This window comes from Streptomyces sp. NPDC048057, assembly GCF_040653095.1.
Taxonomy (GTDB): Bacteria; Actinomycetota; Actinomycetes; order Streptomycetales; family Streptomycetaceae; genus Streptomyces.
This window is the reverse complement of sequence record NZ_JBEZNF010000001.1, coordinates 192,106-210,226: the sequence shown is the minus strand read 5'-3', so window position 1 is coordinate 210,226 and position 18,121 is coordinate 192,106. Positions and strand designations below refer to the sequence as shown.

General features: G+C 69.9%; 13 protein-coding genes. 11 read left to right on the top strand and 2 right to left on the bottom strand.

The genetic code is table 11. The annotated features are described in order from the left end of the window. Window positions 1-101: 101 nt before the first annotated feature. The 11 genes from AB0E05_RS00985 to AB0E05_RS00935 all read left to right on the top strand — a co-directional run bounded on the left by AB0E05_RS00985 (window position 102) and on the right by AB0E05_RS00935 (window position 10,170). Window positions 102-977 (top strand): hypothetical protein, encoded by an 876-nt coding sequence (locus tag AB0E05_RS00985; protein WP_361956629.1) that lies wholly within the window; start codon window positions 102-104, stop codon window positions 975-977. A 27-nt stretch (window positions 978-1,004) separates the two neighbouring features. Next, window positions 1,005-2,207 (top strand): phage tail protein, encoded by a 1,203-nt coding sequence (locus AB0E05_RS00980; RefSeq protein ID WP_361956626.1) that lies wholly within the window; start codon window positions 1,005-1,007, stop codon window positions 2,205-2,207. After that, window positions 2,204-3,460: a tape-measure protein gene (locus AB0E05_RS00975; protein ID WP_361956623.1), complete on the top strand. Its 1,257-nt coding sequence runs from the start codon at window positions 2,204-2,206 to the stop codon at window positions 3,458-3,460. Before AB0E05_RS00980 ends, AB0E05_RS00975 begins: the two co-directional genes overlap by 4 nt. Before the next feature lie 62 nt (window positions 3,461-3,522). Further along, window positions 3,523-4,431 carry a phage tail protein gene (locus tag AB0E05_RS00970; RefSeq protein ID WP_361956620.1) on the top strand — a complete coding sequence of 303 codons (909 nt, stop codon included), beginning with the start codon at window positions 3,523-3,525 and terminating at the stop codon, window positions 4,429-4,431. Window positions 4,432-4,484: 53 nt separating this feature from the next. Continuing rightward, the gene (locus AB0E05_RS00965) at window positions 4,485-5,684 is read left to right on the top strand and encodes a hypothetical protein (protein WP_361956617.1); all 1,200 of its coding nucleotides are present in this window, start codon (window positions 4,485-4,487) and stop codon (window positions 5,682-5,684) included. Window positions 5,685-5,737: 53 nt separating this feature from the next. Then, window positions 5,738-6,925 (top strand): hypothetical protein, encoded by a 1,188-nt coding sequence (locus AB0E05_RS00960; RefSeq protein ID WP_361956614.1) that lies wholly within the window; start codon window positions 5,738-5,740, stop codon window positions 6,923-6,925. Window positions 6,926-6,933: 8 nt separating this feature from the next. Continuing rightward, window positions 6,934-8,046: a hypothetical protein gene (locus tag AB0E05_RS00955; protein ID WP_361956611.1), complete on the top strand. Its 1,113-nt coding sequence runs from the start codon at window positions 6,934-6,936 to the stop codon at window positions 8,044-8,046. Then, complete coding sequence (locus tag AB0E05_RS00950; protein WP_361956608.1) at window positions 8,046-8,609, top strand: hypothetical protein; 564 nt, start codon at window positions 8,046-8,048, stop codon at window positions 8,607-8,609. Before AB0E05_RS00955 ends, AB0E05_RS00950 begins: the two co-directional genes overlap by 1 nt. Before the next feature lie 76 nt (window positions 8,610-8,685). Then, window positions 8,686-9,600 carry a peptidoglycan-binding protein gene (locus AB0E05_RS00945; RefSeq protein ID WP_361956605.1) on the top strand — a complete coding sequence of 305 codons (915 nt, stop codon included), beginning with the start codon at window positions 8,686-8,688 and terminating at the stop codon, window positions 9,598-9,600. A gap of 35 nt (window positions 9,601-9,635) precedes the next feature. Further along, a complete protein-coding gene (locus AB0E05_RS00940) occupies window positions 9,636-9,917 on the top strand; it encodes a hypothetical protein (protein WP_361956602.1) in 282 nt (93 codons plus the stop codon). Beyond that, complete coding sequence (locus AB0E05_RS00935; protein WP_361956599.1) at window positions 9,904-10,170, top strand: hypothetical protein; 267 nt, start codon at window positions 9,904-9,906, stop codon at window positions 10,168-10,170. Before AB0E05_RS00940 ends, AB0E05_RS00935 begins: the two co-directional genes overlap by 14 nt. A gap of 77 nt (window positions 10,171-10,247) precedes the next feature. Here the strand turns inward: AB0E05_RS00935 and AB0E05_RS00930 are convergent, their stop codons facing one another. Continuing rightward, on the bottom strand, window positions 10,248-14,162 hold the full coding sequence (locus AB0E05_RS00930) for a DNA-directed RNA polymerase subunit beta' (protein ID WP_361956596.1): 3,915 nt from the start codon (window positions 14,160-14,162) through the stop codon (window positions 10,248-10,250). A gap of 97 nt (window positions 14,163-14,259) precedes the next feature. After that, window positions 14,260-17,742, bottom strand: a complete 3,483-nt coding sequence (gene rpoB, locus AB0E05_RS00925) for a DNA-directed RNA polymerase subunit beta (RefSeq protein WP_361956593.1) — start codon at window positions 17,740-17,742, stop codon at window positions 14,260-14,262. Window positions 17,743-18,121 lie beyond the last annotated feature (379 nt).

The following is an 18,121-nucleotide window of genomic DNA, read 5'->3' as shown; positions in this document are numbered from 1 at the left end:
CCGCCCGTACGCCCCCACGCCACCCGCCCGCGCGCTTCCCGGGCGGGTGGTTCGCGTGCGCGGGCGCGCACGGGACTCCGACGCAGCGATGCGAGGTAAAGATGGCTCAGACAGGACACGCGGAGATCCTGGACAGGATCGCCGAGCTCAAAAAGGATATATCCGGCCTCAAAACCCCCGGCAAGGACAGCAAGAACGCCAAGGACTACGTCACTGACGCCGAGTTGCAGGCCAAGACCGAAAAAATCATCAAGGCGGTGGAGAAGGGGCCGAAGAAGGAGGAGAAGGCCCCCTGGGAAGCCATCCTCGAACAGCTCAAGCTGGGCCCGCTCGCCGGCGCGATCAAGGACTTCGGCACGGGGCAGATCGTCCTCCTGGGCGCCATGGGCGCCTTGACGCTGCTCATCATGAGCCTCGGCGGAGCCCTCAACACCTTCAGCCGACTCGTCTACCAGCCGATCACCAAGTTGAACGAGCGGCGGCAGATCCGCGCCGGCACGAGGACCGATCCCGCCGAGGGCCGAGTCCTGGCCAGGAACGACCGGGGTGGCATCGAAAGGATGCGCCCCACGGAGGCCGTCGCCGCCCCCGCCCTCCGCGTCATCCGCTCCAACATCGAGGACGAACAGAAGTTCAATCGCATCAAGGACGCCCTCGAAGCCGTCATCCCCAAGATCAGGAAGTTCAACGAGAAGTGGGGCGCAGCCCCCAAACCCGGCCAGGTGAAGAGCCTTGCCAAGGCGCTGGACAAGCTGAACAGCGTACTCGCCAAGCCGAAGTTGGACCCCACCCACTTGGAGAAGGTCTGGAAGGGCGTGGGCGAGCTCAAGACGAAGGTCGACGGCATCGACCTGCCGAAGCTGAAGGACACCGCCACCGCCGCGGCTTCGCTCTCCCGCTCCACGGACAACCTGAGCACCCGCCTCGGCGAGCTCAGGTCCGTCGCGCAGGGCACCGCCGCAGCGCTCGGCAGCTGACCCGCCCCCCACCGAAAGGAGGGCGGGATGAGTCTCGTCCGTTCCATGAAGAACGCCACCACCTCCCTGAATTCCTTCAGGTCCTCGGCGAACGGCGTCGCCCAACCCATCCGGTCCATCGGCAACGCCAGCAGCACCGCGTCCGGCAAGATCCGCTCCCTGCGGTCCGCCTCGCAGTCCTCCAGCACCCAGCTCCGTCGGCTCAAGACCGCCTGCGACCAGGCCGACCGCGCGATGAAGAAGGCCGGCAACACCGGGCAGACGTCCGGGGCGAAGCTCGGCCGGTTCAAGACCGGCGCCGACCGCGCCGCCCAGGGGCAGAACCGGCTCAACCGCTCGATGCGCGGCAACTTCCTCGTACGGCTGCTGGAACTGTTCATGCCGCTCATCGAGACCGTCGTCCAGATGGCGGCCCGCTCGCGGACCATGCAGCGGGTCATCCGGACCGCGTTCAACGCGATCCGCACCGTCATCAGCACCGTCATGAAGGTCGTCGGGCCGATCATGCGCAAGGCCGGTTCCCTGATCAAGTCGGTCTGGAACGGGATCCGGCGGGCGATCTCCACCGTCGTCAAGGCCGTGGCGACCGTGATCCGGACCTACGTCAACACCTGGCGCCGCATCATCACCACGGTCATGAACGCCATCCGGTCGACGATCCGGGCCGTCTGGAACGGCATCAGGTCCGTGATCACCCCCGTCGTCAACTGGATCCGCAGCGCGATCCCGTCCGCCTTCCGGGCCGTCAAGGACCGGATGTCGAGCATCTGGAACGGCCTCAAGGGCATCGCGTCCAAGGCGTTCAACGGCATCAAGGACGGCGTCCGCACCCCCATCAACGCCGTCATCCGGCTGATCAACTCCATGATCGGCAAGCTGAACGGCATCAAGGTCAGCATCCCCGGCTGGGTGCCGATGGTCGGTGGCAAGACCTTCGGCGTCAACCTGCCCACGATCCCCCAACTCGCCGCGGGCGGCGTCGTCCAGCCGCGGCGCGGCGGCGTGCACGCCATCCTCGCCGAGGCGGGCGAGGCCGAGGCCGTGCTGCCGCTGTCCAAGCTGGACCGGCTGCTGGCGCTCACCGCCAAGCGGGCCAAGCTCGCCCAGGCCAAGGCGCGCGCCGGCAGCGGGCGCGCCGGGTTCCACATCGAGCACTACCACGCGGCGGCCGGCAGTGACCCGCAGGCCACCGCCAACGCCCTGATGTTCCTGGCGAAGGCGCGCGGATGAGTGCCCTCGCCGCCGCACTGCCGCTCAACCCGCTGCGCAACGCCGCCACCGCCGCGGGCGGCCTCGGCCGCGGCGTCGGCGGCGTGTCGGACCAGCTGCGGAAGCTGACCTCCGACATCCGCCGGGCGGCGTCCGGGGTCAACCGGGTCGGCCCGGCGCTGCGCACCTCGCTCCCCGCGCTCCAGCAGCTGCGCAACGGCGCGTCGACCGCCGCCGCCTCGGCGAACAAGGTCGCCCGTTCCAACGCCGCCGGCGGCGTCCGTCGCTTCGGTGCCGCCGCCTCCCGCGCCCGCGCGTCCGTCGCCAAGCTCGGCGGCGGACCGCTCGCCGCGGTCCTCGGCCTGATCGTCTCCATGGTCGACGTCGCCGCCCTGCTCAGCGGGCTCATGGGCCGCTTCGGCACCGTGCTGACCATCGCCTCCGTCGCCATGACGGCGGTCAACACCGCCATGCGGGCCAACCCCCTCGGCTTCGTGCTGGGGATCGTGATCCCGCTGGCCGCGTTCCTCATCGAGTACGCGATGAGCACGAAGACCGGTCAGCGGATCGCCCGTCAGGCGTTCGACGCCGCCCTGCGCGGCATCCGGTCCGCGATCGCGGTCATCGGGCCGGTGCTGAAGGCCGTCGGCAACGGCGTCAGAGCGGCCTTCCGCACCGTCCGCAGCCTGATCGGCGGCGCCCTGCGCGGCATCGGCGCCGCCATCGGCGGGATCTCCCGGGCCGGCTCCGCCATCAGGTCCGCGGTCACCGCGCTGCGGTCGATCGCCTCGCGCGCCTTCCGCGGGCTGAAGAGCGCGGTGGAGAGGCCCCTGAAGTGGGTCAGGGACAACGTGCCGAAGTTCTTCACCCGGGCCAAGGACGCCGTGTCCAAGACCCTGCGGGGCATCGGCGACTTCCTGGAGAGCGGGGCGCAGACCGTGCTCGGGGTCATCAAGGGACCGATCAACGGGCTGATCGCGTTCGCCAACTGGGTCATCGACGGGTTGGGGAAGCTCAGCGTCAACATCCTCGGCAAGAAGTTCGGCGTCGACCTCGACAAGATCCCGATGCTCGCCGACGGCGGCGTCGTCTTCCCCCTCGACAACGGCGGCACCCCCCGCATCGCGCCCGCCGAGGACCTGGACCACCGGCCGGTGTCCACCGGTCCCGAGATCCCGCACGGCCCGCGCCGCATCGCGCACTTCCGCGAGGAGCCCGGCGCCGGCCCCCGCGCCGTCGCCGAGGACCTGCTCTTCCTCGCCACCAGCGCCTGAGCGCCCTCGCCCGCGCGCCGTCGAAGCCCTACGAAGCCCTACGAGAGTGAGGTGACGGCCCCATGGCCGAGACCACCAACCCCTACACCGCCGACCTCGCGCCCGGCTCGCTCATCACCCAGGACGGGCAGATGCAGTGGGCCGGGCTCCTCATCGGCACCGGCACCCCCTTCGCCCTCGACCGCTCCGGCCTCACCGGCTGGGAGGACCTGCCGGAGTACGACTCCTCCGACGCCGAGCGCCCCACCTCGCACGGCGCCTGGCCCGGAGCCCGCTACGCCAAGCCCCGCAAGGTCGGCGGCACCGTGTGGATGGCGCCGGAGAGCGGCGCCGGACCGGCCGTCCTGTACGCGCTGCGCCAGTCGTTCGCCCTCCTCGACGAGGAGCGCTGGCTCGCGGTCCGGCTGCACGGCGAGGTGCTGGCCGTACGCGCCCGGGTCAGCCAGCGCGTGATCCCCGCCGACCGGGTCTTCGCCACCCAGGGCGCGGCCAAGGCGTCCGTGCAGTGGACCGCCACCGACCCGCGGCGCTACCAGGTCACCGAACAGCTCGCGATCACCGGCCGCCCGGAACCCGAGTCGGGGCTGACCTGGCCGCTGGCCTGGCCCCTGAACTGGGGCCAGGCCAAGAGCACCGGCGACGTCGTCGCCGAGAACACCGGCTCGGCACCCGCCCACCCCGTGATCGTCTTCCGCGGCCCCTGCGCCATGCCGACCATCACCGAGCGGATCAGCCGCCGCCGGCTGCGGTACGCCATCGACCTGGCCCAGGGCGACGAACTGGTCGTCGACACCGGCGAGGGCACCGTCACGCTCAACGACACCGCATCGCGTCGCCACACCGCCATGGGCGACTCCTCCCCCGAAGAGCTGTTCACGCTCGACCCGGGCCGCTCCGAGCTGTCCTTCCGCCCTGACTCGGCCGGCCCCCAGGCCCAGATGACCGTCCGCTGGCGCAGCGCCGAGTGGTGACGCGCACCCCTCAAGCCCGCCCCGCCGCCCGCCACCAGCCCCAGAGGTGAAAGATGACCGTACGCGCCACCTGGCTCACGCCCACCGGACAGACCCGTGAGGACACCCGCCTCGCCCAGTCCGCCCTGCTGACCCCCGTCGGCACGAGCTCCACCGACCCCACGCTGCGCTCCCGCTCCGGCATCGTGCCCGGTGGGTTCGTCCTGTCCCAGGCCGGCCCGATGTCGTGCACCATCGGCACCGGCCGGGCCGTGATCCAGGGCCAGGACAACGCCCAGGGCGCCTACACGGTCGCCGTCACCGCCCCGGAGACCCTGACCTTCGCCGACGGCGACCCCCTGTACGGCCGGATCGACCTGATCGAGCTCGCCGTGCTGGACAAGGACTTCGACCTCGGCGGCACGGGGACGCACGAGGCGGTCGTACGCGTCGTCCAGGGCACCCCGTCAGCCACCCCCGCGCTCCCCGCCAGCGGCCCGGGCAGCGCGATCCCGCTCTACTCCGTCCGCGTGCCGGCCAGCACCTCGGCGGGCACCGGCGGCATCCTCTGGGCCTCCGCCACCACCCAGCAGCACTACGCCACCGCCGCCCTCGGCGGCATCACCCCGGCGGGCGGCGCCGGCTTCAAGGGCGCGTACGTCGGCCAGTACCGGGACACCAACAGCCAGCTCCAGCGCTGGGACGGCACCGACTGGATCGCCTATCCGCGGGCCGTCGGCGGCATCGCGTCCAGCGAGGTGACCACCGGTGCGTACGCCGGTCAGTACCGGGACGCCGACGGCCACCTCCTGCGCTGGGACGGCAACAGTTGGACGTACGTCGAAGGTCGTTCGTCGGTGCTGCTCAGCGTGGCTCAGACGACCGCGCAGTCCGTCCCGCCCAACGTCTGGACCATCCTCACGTTCCAGAGCTCCGACGTCGACGACGCCAGGGCCTGGAACGGCAGGGACACCTACACCGTGCCGCGGACGGGCTGGTGGCGGGTCTTCGCCCACGTCGCCTGGGGCGGCGACGCGGCCGCGGGCACCCGCGGAGCCCGCGTCGTGATCAACGGCGTGGGCCTGGCCCGCGCCACCTGGCTGAGCCAGCCCAATGCCACTGCCCACCTCACCGTCGGCGGCCAGTGCCTGGTGCGGCTGAGCGCCGGGAACACCGTCCAACTCGCCGGCCACCAGACGAACAAGGACCCGGTGCGGACGCTCGGCGGCTCCGGCTACGCCACCACCCTCGGCGCGGAGTGGATCAAGTCCTGACCCCGCCGACGCCTGAAAACCCCTTCCCGTCCGACGTACGACAGGAGAACTCCATGAACATGCGCAGCAGTTGGCTCAAGGAGACCGGCCAGACCCGCGAGGACACCCGCCTCACCCAGATCGGCGCCACCACCCCCGCCAACACGGTGGAGGCGCACTCGGGCATCCTGCCCGGCTCGTACGAGGGCCTGCACCGGCTGTCCGGGTTCTGGCTGGGGAACAAGGACGCGATGACGGGCACGCTGCACGGCGGGCGCGCCGTGATCCAGGGCCCCGGCGGCCAGGGCGTCTACCCGGTGGCTCTGACCTCCCCCATCGACCTGCCCTTCGCCCCCGGTGACGCCCAGTACGGGCGGATCGACCTCGTCGTCATCAGGATCTACGACGGCCTGTACGACGCCTCCAACCGCTACGACGCCGTCGCCGAGGTCGTCCAGGGCGTTCCCGGCCCGACCCCGGCGCCGCCGGCGGTGCCGGCCGCCGGCCTGCCGCTTTTCGAGGTGACCGTGCCGGCCGGCGCCAGCGCGGGCAACGGCGGCATCAACTGGGGCACCGCCCTCAAGGACCGGCGCACCACGGTGGTGTCGGTCGGCGGCATCCTGCCCGCCGTGGGCGAGGTCCGCCGGGGCGCCTACCCCGGCCAGTACCAGGACTCGACCGACGGGACGCTCCAGCGCTGGGACGAGCGGGACTGGGTCTCCTACCCGCGGGCGATCGGCGGCATCGCGCCCGCCGGCGCGATCACGAACGGCAGCTACGTCGGCCAGTACCGGGACACCGCGGGCGGAGTGCTCCAGCGCTGGAACGGCACGGTGTGGCAGCCGGCGGCACCGTACCCGGCGTACGTCGAGAACCGGGACGGCGGAAGCACCACGTCCCTCACGTACACCCCCACGCTCACGGGCCGCCCCCCGGCCCCGCTCGCGATCACCTTCACCGCGCCCCCCTCCGGCAAGGTGCTACTCGCCTACGGGAACTCCGCGATGATCGAGCGGAACGGCACCGGTCAGCAGTTCACCAGCGTGCGCGTCACCCAGGGCGCCACCCTCGTGCAGGACGCGACCGACGAGTTCGCCGCCAAGGCGGCCGGTGCCAACCACACGTCGGTCTCCACCCAGCTCCTGCTGGCGAACCTCCAGCCGGGGACCGCGTACACCATCACGGCGGTGCACCGCGTCAAGGACGCCACCCAGCCCGGCTGGTTCGACCACGTCTTCATCCGCGTCGACGCGATGGCGTGAGGACCCCCATGTCACCGTCACTGAACACCCCCTATCGGGCGATCTTCGCCGATCTGCTCACCGACCAGACCATCGACATCCTGCCGCTGCGGGACGTCCAGATCGACGACTACATCGGCAAGCCCGGCTCCCTGTCGGGCACCGTGCCGATCCCGGACGCCGCGATCGCCGAACGGGTGCACCGCGTCGAGGAGGGCCGCACCGCGGTCTACCTGGAGCGCGGCGGCGACCTGTGGTGGGGCGGCATCATCTGGACCAGCACGCTCCAGAGCAGCGAGCGGGGCGTGCTGACGCTCGGCATCCAGGCGGCCACCTTCGACTCGTACCCGGGTCGGCGCCGGATCCGCAAGGACATGCCGTTCACCAACGCCGACCAGCTCCAGGTGGCCCGCACCCTGTGGCGGGAGCTCCAGTCCAGCCCCGGCGGCGACATCAAGGTCCGCTACGGCGACGAGGTGGCGAACCCGCCGCAGCTCGTCACCACCGCCTGGCGGGACGGCGACGAGACCCTGTACTCCGAGGCGCTGGACCAACTCGCCGCACTGTCGGGCGGGTTGGAGTACCACGTCGCCGTCTACCGCGACCCGGCCACCGGCGAGCGGGTGCGCCAGCTGCGGCTCGGCGCACCACGGCTGCGCACCGGCAGCACCGACATCGTGCTGGACCGGCCGGGGACGATCCTGTCGTACTCCTTCCCGCGCGACGCGACCCGCGGCGGCACCACGTCCCGGGCCCGCGGCGCCTCGGTGAACAGCAACCAGGCCGCGGAGTCCCGCCCGCTGATCTCCCAGGAGGAGACGGCCGACGACCTGCTCGCAGGCGGCTGGCCGCGGGTGGACCTCTCGTCGGACCACAACGAGGTCAGCGACCCGGCGGCACTCGCGTCGCTCGCCGTGTCCACCCTGGCGCAGGCCCGCGGCGCCGTGATCGTCCCGGAGATCACGATCCGGCTCGGCGGGGTCGTCCCGCCGGCGCTGCTCGGCCGCTCCGCGCGCATCCGGATCACCGACGAGTGGCATCCGCAGGGGCTCGACGCCCGTTACCGGATCATCGGCGTGAAGGTGCGGCCCCCGGAGCGCGGTCGCGCCGACACCGCCGAGCTCTATCTGGAGGAGTCCTGATGCCCCAGCTCCCCGAGGACATCATCGACCAGATCAACGCGATGAAGCGCCGGCTGCACGTGCTGTCCCGGGCGGTCCACCACCGCCCGGCGCTCAACCGGGTCAGCGGCGGCGCGGTGGAGATCGTGAACGGCGGCTCGCTCGCCGTGCGGGCCTCCGACGGCCAGCCCGTGTTCCAGGTGAGCGACGCCGGACTGGCCCGCCCCTGGCTCGCGCTGCTGGCCCCGCAGGACGTCCGCACCACGGCCTGGCCCCAGACGACCTCCGCCGCGTGGACGACGATCAGCCAGAGCGTGAACCCGATCTGGCAGCCGAAGATGCGCCTCCAGCTCACCACCCGCGCCTCGTCCGGCGCCACCGGGCAGATACGGGTGCTGATCGACGGCGTGCAGTGGGGGCTCCCGGTCGCCGCCGGCCAGCCCTTCGACCACACGGGCGCGGTCGCCACCAGCCTGCCCGCCGCCTTCGGCACCACGATGAAGGTGGAGGTCCAGGGCCAGGTCACCAGCGCCACGGGCACCGTGTACGCCCAGACCCTCGCCGTCTACGGAACCCAGAACTAGCCCGCATCCCGTACGTGGCTCGACCCGCGCCCCGCGCCCTCGCGGCCGGGGCCGCTCTCATTCCTGGAGGCCCACCATGGCCACCCCGCTGACCGCCGACCGCCTCGTCGCCGCACTGCGCGCCGAGGGCGTCACCGTCGTCGAACGCACCGGCTGGCGCACCCACAACCGCAACCACACCGGCGCCTGGGGACCGGTGAACGGCGTGATGATCCACCACACCGTCACCTCCGGCACCACGGCGTCCGTCGACCTCTGCTTCCGCGGCCACTCCGAGCTCCCGGGCCCCCTGTGCCACGCCGTCATCGCCAAGGACGGCACGGTCCACCTCGTCGGCAACGGCCGCGCCAACCACGCCGGCGGCGGCGACCCCGCCGTCCTGCGGGCCGTCGCCGACGAGCGCTACGGCGCCCGCCCGCCGGCCACCAACCAGCACCAGGGCAGCTCCGGCGCCGTCGACGGCAACGCCCGCTTCTACGGCTTCGAGTGCATCAACCGCGGCGACGGCAAGGACCCCTGGCCCGCCGCCCAACTCGACGCCATCGAACGGGCGTCCACCGCCCTGTGCCGGGCCCACGGCTGGAGCGCCAAGAGCGTCATCGGCCATCTGGAGTGGTCCAACCGCAAGGTCGACCCGCTCGGCTTCACCATGCCCGACCTGCGCGAACGCATCGCCCGCCGACTCGCCGGAAAGCCGACGGCCCCGCAGCCGCCCAGCGCGACCAAGCCCCCCGCGGCCCGCCACCACCCCTTCCCAGGCGCCGACTTCTTCACCGAGGCGCCCCGCTCCGCCCTGATCACCGCGATGGGCCGCCGCCTCGTCGCCGAGGGCTGCTCCGCGTACGCCGTCGGCCCCGGCCCCCAGTGGTCCGACGCCGACCGCCGCTCGTACGCCAAGTGGCAGCACAAGCTCGGCTACCGCGGCACCGACGCCGACGGCTGGCCCGGCAAGAAGAGCTGGGACGCCCTGCGCGTCCCCCACACCCCCTGAACCCCGCCCCGTCTCCGCCCCGGAAAGGAGCTCCCGTGTCCGAAGCCGCCAGGCGGACCGCCCGTACGGTCCTACAGAGCGCCGTCGGCATCGCCGTCGTCCTCCCCGCGATCGTGGACGCCTCCGGACTGCCCGCCACCCTGCCCTGGGTGGCCGGCGCACTCGCCGTCGCCGGCGCCCTGACCAGGGTCATGGCGCTCGACGGCGTCCAGCGCCTGCTGCCGTCCTGGCTCCGCAGCGAACCGACACCCGCAGCCGCGCCCGTCCCCGTATCCACCGCTCCGGAAGACCCGGGAGTCGCCGATGACCGACTCTGAACACCAGCACGACCCGGTCGCGGTCGCCGTCGAGCTGGAACGCATGCGCGGCACCCTCGAAGCCGGCTTCGCCCGGGTCGACGGCGCCCTCGCCCTGCTGGTCCAGCGCAGCGACCAGACGGACAAGCAGCTCGCCGACATGGAGTCCCGGCTGGACTCCCTGGAACGCTCCCGCTGGCCGCTGGCCAGCATCGCCGCCCTGACCGCGAGCGCCGGCGTGTTCCTCGCCGTCTGGGAGATGTCCGGGCGCTGACCCGTACGCGCACACGCCGAAGGGCGGTCACCCCGCACCGGGGTGACCGCCCTTCGTCAGACGCTACGCCGCGTCACTCACTGGTTGTACGGACCGTAGTCGTAGTCCTCCAGCGGAACGGCCTGGCCGGAGCCGGTGCCGAACGGCGAGTAGTCGATGTCGTCGTAGCCGACGGCCGAGTACATCGCGGCCTTGGCCTCCTCGGTGGGCTCCACCCGGATGTTGCGGTAGCGGGACAGACCCGTACCGGCCGGGATGAGCTTACCGATGATGACGTTCTCCTTGAGGCCGATCAGGGAGTCCGACTTGGCGTTGATCGCCGCGTCGGTCAGGACCCTGGTCGTCTCCTGGAAGGACGCCGCCGACAGCCACGACTCGGTGGCCAGCGACGCCTTGGTGATGCCCATCAGCTGCGGACGGCCGGAGGCGGGGTGACCGCCCTCGGTGACCACACGACGGTTCTCGGTCTCGAACTTCGACCGCTCGACCAGCTCGCCCGGCAGCAGCTCCGCGTCGCCGGACTCGATGATCGTCACCCGGCGCAGCATCTGCCGGATGATGATCTCGATGTGCTTGTCGTGGATCGACACGCCCTGCGAGTTGTACACCTTCTGGACCTCGCCGACCAGGTGGACCTGGACGGCGCGCTGGCCGAGGATGCGCAGCACGTCGTGCGGGTTGACCGCACCGAAGGTCAGCGGCTGGCCGACCTCGACGTGGTCGCCCTCGCGGACCAGGACCTTGGCGCGCTTCGAGATCGGGAACGGCGTCTCGTCGCTGCCGTCGTCCGGGGTGACGACGAGCTTCTTCGTCTTCTCGGTCTCCTCGATCCGGACGCGACCGGAGGCCTCGGAGATCGGGGCGACGCCCTTGGGCGTACGGGCCTCGAAGAGCTCGACGACACGCGGCAGACCCTGGGTGATGTCGTCACCGGCCACACCACCGGTGTGGAAGGTACGCATCGTCAGCTGGGTGCCGGGCTCACCGATGGACTGGGCGGCGATGATGCCGACCGCCTCGCCGATGTCGACGAGCTTGCCGGTGGCGAGCGAGCGACCGTAGCAGAAGGCACAGGTGCCGACCGCGGACTCACAGGTCAGGACCGAGCGGGTCCTGACCTCCTCCACGCCCGCGGCGACGACCGCGTCGATGAGCACGTCACCGAGGTCGACGTTGGCCGGGGCGATGACCTTGCCGTCGACCACGACGTCCTCGGCGAGCATCCGCGCGTACACGGACGTCTCGACGTTCTCCGCCTTGCGCAGCACGCCGTCGGCGCCGCGCTCGGCGATCCGCAGCTTGAGGCCGCGCTCGGTGCCGCAGTCCTCCTCGCGGATGATGACGTCCTGCGAGACGTCCACCAGACGACGGGTCAGGTAACCCGAGTCGGCGGTCCGCAGGGCGGTGTCCGCCAGACCCTTACGGGCACCGTGCGTGGCGATGAAGTACTCCAGCACGGACAGGCCCTCGCGGAAGGACGCCTTGATCGGCCGCGGGATCGTCTCGTTCTTGGCGTTGGACACCAGACCACGCATACCGGCGATCTGACGCATCTGCATCATGTTTCCACGAGCACCCGAGTGCACCATCATGTAGATGGGGTTGGTCTTCGGGAAGTTCGCGTTCATCGCCTCGGCGACCTCGTTGGTCGCGCGGGTCCAGTTGTCGATCAGCTCGTTCGTGCGCTCCTGCTTGGTGATCAGACCGCGCTCGTACTGCTTCTGGATCTTCTCGTCCTTGGCCTCGTAGGACGCGACGATCTCCTTCTTCGCCTCCGGGACGACGACGTCCGAGATGGCGACGGTGACGCCGGACCGCGTGGCCCAGTAGAAGCCGGCCGCCTTCAGGTTGTCGAGCGTCGCCGCCACGATGACCTTCGGGTAGCGCTCGGCGAGGTCGTTGACGATCTCGGAGAGCTGCTTCTTGCCGACGGTGTAGTCGACGAAGGGGTAGTCCTCGGGCAGCAGCTCGTTGAAGAGCGCACGGCCCAGGGTGGTGTTCAGCCGGAAGCTGTCGCCCTGCTGCCAGGTGCCGCCGATGCCGTCGGCGCCGGCCTCCTCGTCGACCGGCGGGGTCCAGCCGCGCGGCGGGATGGTGCCCACCGGGAAGCGGATGTCCACCTTGGCCTGGAGGGACAGCTCACGGGCGTCGAACGCCATGATCGCCTCGGCGGTGGAGCCGAAGGACCGGCCCTCGCCGCGCACCTCGCGCTCTTCCTCGTCGGTGGTGAGGAAGAAGAGTCCGAGCACCATGTCCTGGGTGGGCATGGTGACGGGACGGCCGTCGGCCGGCTTGAGGATGTTGTTCGAGGACAGCATCAGGATGCGGGCCTCGGCCTGCGCCTCCGCGGAGAGCGGCAGGTGGACGGCCATCTGGTCACCGTCGAAGTCCGCGTTGAACGCGGTGCAGACGAGCGGGTGGATCTGGATGGCCTTGCCCTCGACGAGCTGCGGCTCGAAGGCCTGGATGCCGAGGCGGTGCAGCGTGGGCGCACGGTTCAGCAGCACCGGGTGCTCGGCGATGACCTCTTCGAGGACGTCGTACACCACGGTGCGACCGCGCTCGACCATGCGCTTGGCCGACTTGATGTTCTGCGCGTGGTTCAGGTCGACCAGGCGCTTCATCACGAACGGCTTGAACAGCTCCAGCGCCATGGCCTTCGGCAGACCGCACTGGTGCAGCTTGAGCTGCGGGCCGACGACGATGACGGAACGCGCCGAGTAGTCGACTCGCTTGCCGAGCAGGTTCTGACGGAAACGACCCTGCTTGCCCTTGAGCATGTCGCTCAGGGACTTCAGCGGGCGGTTGCCGGGGCCGGTGACCGGGCGACCGCGACGGCCGTTGTCGAACAGCGCGTCGACGGCCTCCTGGAGCATCCGCTTCTCGTTGTTCACGATGATCTCGGGGGCACCGAGGTCCAGCAGGCGCTTCAGACGGTTGTTGCGGTTGATGACCCGGCGGTACAGGTCGTTCAGGTCGGAGGTCGCGAAGCGGCCACCGTCCAGCTGCACCATCGGACGCAGGTCCGGCGGGATGACCGGCACGCAGTCCAGCACCATGCCCTTGGGGCTGTTGCTGGTCTGGAGGAAGGCGGAGACGACCTTGAGGCGCTTGAGCGCACGGGTCTTCTTCTGGCCCTTGCCGGTGCGGATGATCTCGCGGAGGCGCTCGGCCTCCTCGTTGAGGTCGAAGGACTCCAGGCGCTTCTGGAGCGCGGCGGCGCCCATCGAGCCGTCGAAGTACGTGCCGAAGCGGTCGCGCAGCTCGCGGTAGAGCAGCTCGTCGCCCTCCAGGTCCTGGACCTTGAGGTTCTTGAAGCGGTTCCACACCTCGTCGAGGCGGTCGACCTCGCGCTGCGCGCGGTCGCGCAGCTGCTTCATCTCGCGCTCGGCGCCTTCGCGCACCTTGCGGCGCACGTCGGCCTTGGCACCCTCGGCCTCCAGCTCGGCCAGGTCGCCTTCCAGCTTCTTGGCGCGGGCCTCGACGTCGGCGTCCCGACGGTTCTCGATCTGCTGGCGCTCGACGGAGACGTGGGCCTCCAGCGACGGCAGGTCGCGGGTGCGGCGCTCCTCGTCCACGAACGTGATCATGTACGCGGCGAAGTAGATGACCTTCTCCAGGTCCTTCGGCGCGAGGTCCAGCAGGTAGCCCAGGCGCGAGGGAACGCCCTTGAAGTACCAGATGTGGGTGACGGGGGCGGCCAGCTCGATGTGACCCATCCGCTCGCGGCGCACCTTGGCGCGGGTGACCTCGACGCCACAGCGCTCACAGATGATGCCCTTGAAGCGGACGCGCTTGTACTTGCCGCAGTAGCACTCCCAGTCCCGGGTCGGACCGAAGATCTTCTCGCAGAAGAGTCCGTCCTTTTCGGGCTTGAGCGTGCGGTAGTTGATCGTCTCGGGCTTCTTGACCTCGCCGTGCGACCACTGGCGAATGTCGTCAGCGGTGGCCAGGCCGATCCGAAGCTCGTCGAAGAAGTTGACGTCGAGCACTATGCGTCAATCCCTCTCAGGGTTGTGTCTCTCAGTGGTCTGTACGGAGTCCTTGGGCTTGCGGCCGGGGCCCTGGCGGGGGCCCCGGCCGGACCCGTCAGACCTCTTCGACGCTGCTCGGCTCGCGCCGGGACAGGTCGATGCCGAGCTCTTCCGCAGCGCGGAAGACGTCCTCGTCGGTGTCGCGCATCTCGATGGACATGCCGTCCGAGGACAGCACCTCCACGTTGAGGCACAGGGACTGCATCTCCTTGATGAGCACCTTGAAGGACTCGGGGATGCCGGGCTCGGGGATGTTCTCGCCCTTGACGATGGCCTCGTACACCTTCACGCGGCCGGTGACGTCGTCGGACTTGATGGTCAGCAGTTCCTGGAGGGCGTACGCGGCGCCGTAAGCCTCCAGCGCCCACACCTCCATCTCACCGAAGCGCTGGCCACCGAACTGGGCCTTACCACCCAGCGGCTGCTGGGTGATCATCGAGTACGGACCGGTCGAACGGGCGTGCAGCTTGTCGTCGACCAGGTGGTGGAGCTTCAGGATGTACATGTACCCGACCGAGATCGGCTCCGGGAACGGCTCGCCGGAGCGGCCGTCGAACATCCGGGCCTTGCCGGACGGCAGGACCATGCGGTCGCCGTCGCGGTTGGGCACCGTGGCCTCGAAGAGACCGGCGATCTCGTCCTCGCGGGCGCCGTCGAAGACCGGGGTGGCGACGTTGGTGCCGGGCTGGACCTCGTCCGCGCCGATCGACTTCAGCCGCTCCATCCACTCCTCGTTGCCCTCGACCTTCCAGCCCTGGCTGGCGAGCCAGCCGAGGTGGATCTCCAGGACCTGTCCCGGGTTCATTCGGGACGGGACGCCGAGCGGGTTGAGGATGATGTCGACCGGGGTGCCGTCCTCCATGAACGGCATGTCCTCGATCGGCAGGATCTTGGAGATGACGCCCTTGTTGCCGTGGCGGCCGGCGAGCTTGTCACCGTCGGTGATCTTGCGCTTCTGCGCCACGTACACCCGGACGAGCTGGTTGACGCCGGGCGGGAGCTCGTCGCCCTCCTCGCGGTCGAAGACGCGCACGCCGATGACCTTGCCGGTCTCGCCGTGCGGCACCTTCAGGGAGGTGTCGCGGACCTCGCGGGCCTTCTCGCCGAAGATCGCACGGAGCAGGCGCTCCTCCGGGGTCAGCTCGGTCTCGCCCTTCGGGGTGACCTTGCCGACCAGGATGTCGCCGGCGATGACCTCGGCGCCGATGCGGATGATGCCGCGCTCGTCGAGGTCGGCCAGGACCTCCTCGGAGACGTTCGGGATGTCCCGGGTGATCTCCTCGGGGCCGAGCTTGGTGTCACGGGCGTCGACCTCGTGCTCCTCGATGTGGATCGAGGAGAGGACGTCGTCCTGGACGAGGCGCTGCGACAGGATGATCGCGTCCTCGTAGTTGTGGCCCTCCCACGGCATGAACGCCACAAGGAGGTTCTTGCCGAGCGCCATCTCGCCGTTCTCGGTGGCGGGACCGTCGGCGAGGACCTGGCCCTCGACGACGCGGTCGCCCTCGACGACGATGACCTTCTGGTTGACCGAGGTGCCCTGGTTGGAGCGGGAGAACTTGGCCACCCGGTAGGTGGTGTAGGTGCCGTCGTCGTTGCCGACGGTGATGTAGTCCGCGGAGACCTCCTGGACCACACCGTCCTTCTCGGCCTTGATGATGTCACCGGCGTCGACCGCGCAGCGGTACTCCATGCCGGTGCCGACCAGCGGCGCCTCGGCCGTGATCAGCGGAACGGCCTGACGCATCATGTTCGCGCCCATGAGGGCGCGGTTGGCGTCGTCGTGCTCCAGGAAGGGGATCATGGCGGTCGCGACCGACACCATCTGGCGCGGCGAGACGTCCATGTAGTCGACCTCGGTCGGGGCGACGTAGTCGACCTCGCCGCCGCGGCGACGGACCAGCACCCGGGCCTCGGTGAAGCGCAGGTCGTCATTGAGCGTGGCGTTGGCCTGCGCGATGACGAACCGGTCCTCCTCGTCGGCGGTCAGGTAGTCCACCTCGTCGGTGACCTGGCCGTCGACGACCTTGCGGTACGGCGTCTCGATGAAGCCGAAGGCGTTGATCCGGCCGTACGAGGCGAGCGAGCCGATCAGACCGATGTTCGGGCCTTCCGGCGTCTCGATCGGGCACATGCGGCCGTAGTGCGAGGGGTGCACGTCACGGACCTCGAAGCCGGCCCGCTCGCGGGAGAGACCACCGGGGCCGAGGGCGTTGAGACGACGCTTGTGCGTCAGGCCCGACAGCGGGTTGTGGTGGTCCATGAACTGCGACAGCTGGCTGGTGCCGAAGAACTCCTTGATGGAGGCGACGACCGGCCGGATGTTGATCAGGGTCTGCGGCGTGATCGCCTCGACGTCCTGGGTGGTCATGCGCTCGCGCACGACGCGCTCCATGCGGGCGAGACCCGTACGGACCTGGTTCTGGATCAGCTCGCCGACGTTGCGGATGCGGCGGTTGCCGAAGTGGTCGATGTCGTCGGTCTCGACCATGATCGAGCGACCCGACGCACCGACGGTCTCGGTCTCACCGGCGTGCAGCTTCACCAGGTACTTGATGGTGGCGATGACGTCGTCGGTGGTGAGCACGCCGGCGTTCAGCGGCTCGTCCGCGCCGAGCTTCTTGTTGACCTTGTAGCGGCCGACCTTCGCCAGGTCGTAGCGCTTGGGGTTGAAGTAGAGGTTCTCCAGCAGCGTCTGCGCCGCCTCGCGCGTCGGCGGCTCGCCCGGACGCAGCTTGCGGTAGATGTCGAGCAGCGCGTCGTCCTGACCCTGGGTGTGGTCCTTCTCCAGGGTGGCGCGCATGGACTCGTACTCGCCGAACTCCTGGAGGATCTGCTCGGTCGTCCAACCGAGCGCCTTGAGCAGGACGGTCACGGACTGCTTGCGCTTGCGGTCGATGCGGACGCCGACCATGTCGCGCTTGTCGATCTCCATCTCCAGCCAGGCACCCCGGGACGGGATGATCTTGGCGGTGAAGATGTCCTTGTCGGACGTCTTGTCGATGGAGGAGTCGAAGTAGACGCCCGGGGAGCGGACGAGCTGGGACACCACGACACGCTCGGTGCCGTTGATGACGAAGGTGCCCTTGTTGGTCATCAGCGGGAAGTCACCCATGAAGACCGTCTGCGACTTGATCTCGCCGGTCTCGTTGTTGGTGAACTCCGCCGTGACGAAGAGCGGAGCGGCGAAGGTGAAGTCGCGCTCCTTGCACTCGTCGATCGAGTTCTTGGGAGGCTCGAAGCGGTGGTCGCGGAAGGTCAGCGACATGGACCCGCTGAAGTCCTCGATCGGGGAGATCTCCTCGAAGATCTCCTCCAGACCGGACTTGGTCGGGACGTCCTGTCCGCTGTCCAAAGCCGCCTCGACGCGAGCCTTCCACGCGGCATTGCCGAGCAGCCAGTCGAAGCTCTCGGTCTGGAGCGCGAGGAGGTTCGGAACCTCAAGGGGCTCTTTGATCTTTGCAAAGGAGATGCGCAGCGGGGCGGTGCTGGCGCCGTTGTTCGTATTCGCGGTCGAGGCGTTGCGCGAGGCGGCCAAGAGGGGGTCCTTCCGAGGGCTCGGACTCACTACGCGCGTACCGGTCCCGTACCGGCACGGGGGAGAAATCCCAGGTGAGGGATGGCTCTGGCCCACTGTGCTCAGACGGGGAATGCCCCTGGTGACGGGCAGGAGGCAGTTAACAGGCAGCGCAAAGGGTCAGTGTAGCCACTTGGCCCACTGATGTCCAGTGCGGGCTTTTCGAGACCCTCGCTGCCCTCGTTGTTCTCAACTCCGCGTCACCCTCGCGCCCGGGAGGCGCACATCGATACTGCCCACTCGGTCACCGATCCATGCCTCGGATCCGGATCGGCGTGACCACGCGTCCTGAGAATTGCGCGCTGCGTGCGGTTCGTCAAGGCCCCCTGTCCGGGACCCG

Bases quoted from the DNA above. Each gene is read 5' to 3' on its own strand.
- AB0E05_RS00975 (WP_361956623.1), top strand. From the start codon at position 2,204: ATGAGTGCCCTCGCCGCCGCACTGCCGCTCAACCCGCTGCGCAACGCC.
- AB0E05_RS00960 (WP_361956614.1), top strand. From the start codon at position 5,738: ATGAACATGCGCAGCAGTTGGCTCAAGGAGACCGGCCAGACCCGCGAG.
- AB0E05_RS00935 (WP_361956599.1), top strand. From the start codon at position 9,904: ATGACCGACTCTGAACACCAGCACGACCCGGTCGCGGTCGCCGTCGAG.
- AB0E05_RS00955 (WP_361956611.1), top strand. From the start codon at position 6,934: ATGTCACCGTCACTGAACACCCCCTATCGGGCGATCTTCGCCGATCTG.
- AB0E05_RS00945 (WP_361956605.1), top strand. From the start codon at position 8,686: ATGGCCACCCCGCTGACCGCCGACCGCCTCGTCGCCGCACTGCGCGCC.
- AB0E05_RS00970 (WP_361956620.1), top strand. From the start codon at position 3,523: ATGGCCGAGACCACCAACCCCTACACCGCCGACCTCGCGCCCGGCTCG.
- AB0E05_RS00980 (WP_361956626.1), top strand. From the start codon at position 1,005: ATGAGTCTCGTCCGTTCCATGAAGAACGCCACCACCTCCCTGAATTCC.
- AB0E05_RS00985 (WP_361956629.1), top strand. From the start codon at position 102: ATGGCTCAGACAGGACACGCGGAGATCCTGGACAGGATCGCCGAGCTC.
- AB0E05_RS00950 (WP_361956608.1), top strand. From the start codon at position 8,046: ATGCCCCAGCTCCCCGAGGACATCATCGACCAGATCAACGCGATGAAG.
- AB0E05_RS00965 (WP_361956617.1), top strand. From the start codon at position 4,485: ATGACCGTACGCGCCACCTGGCTCACGCCCACCGGACAGACCCGTGAG.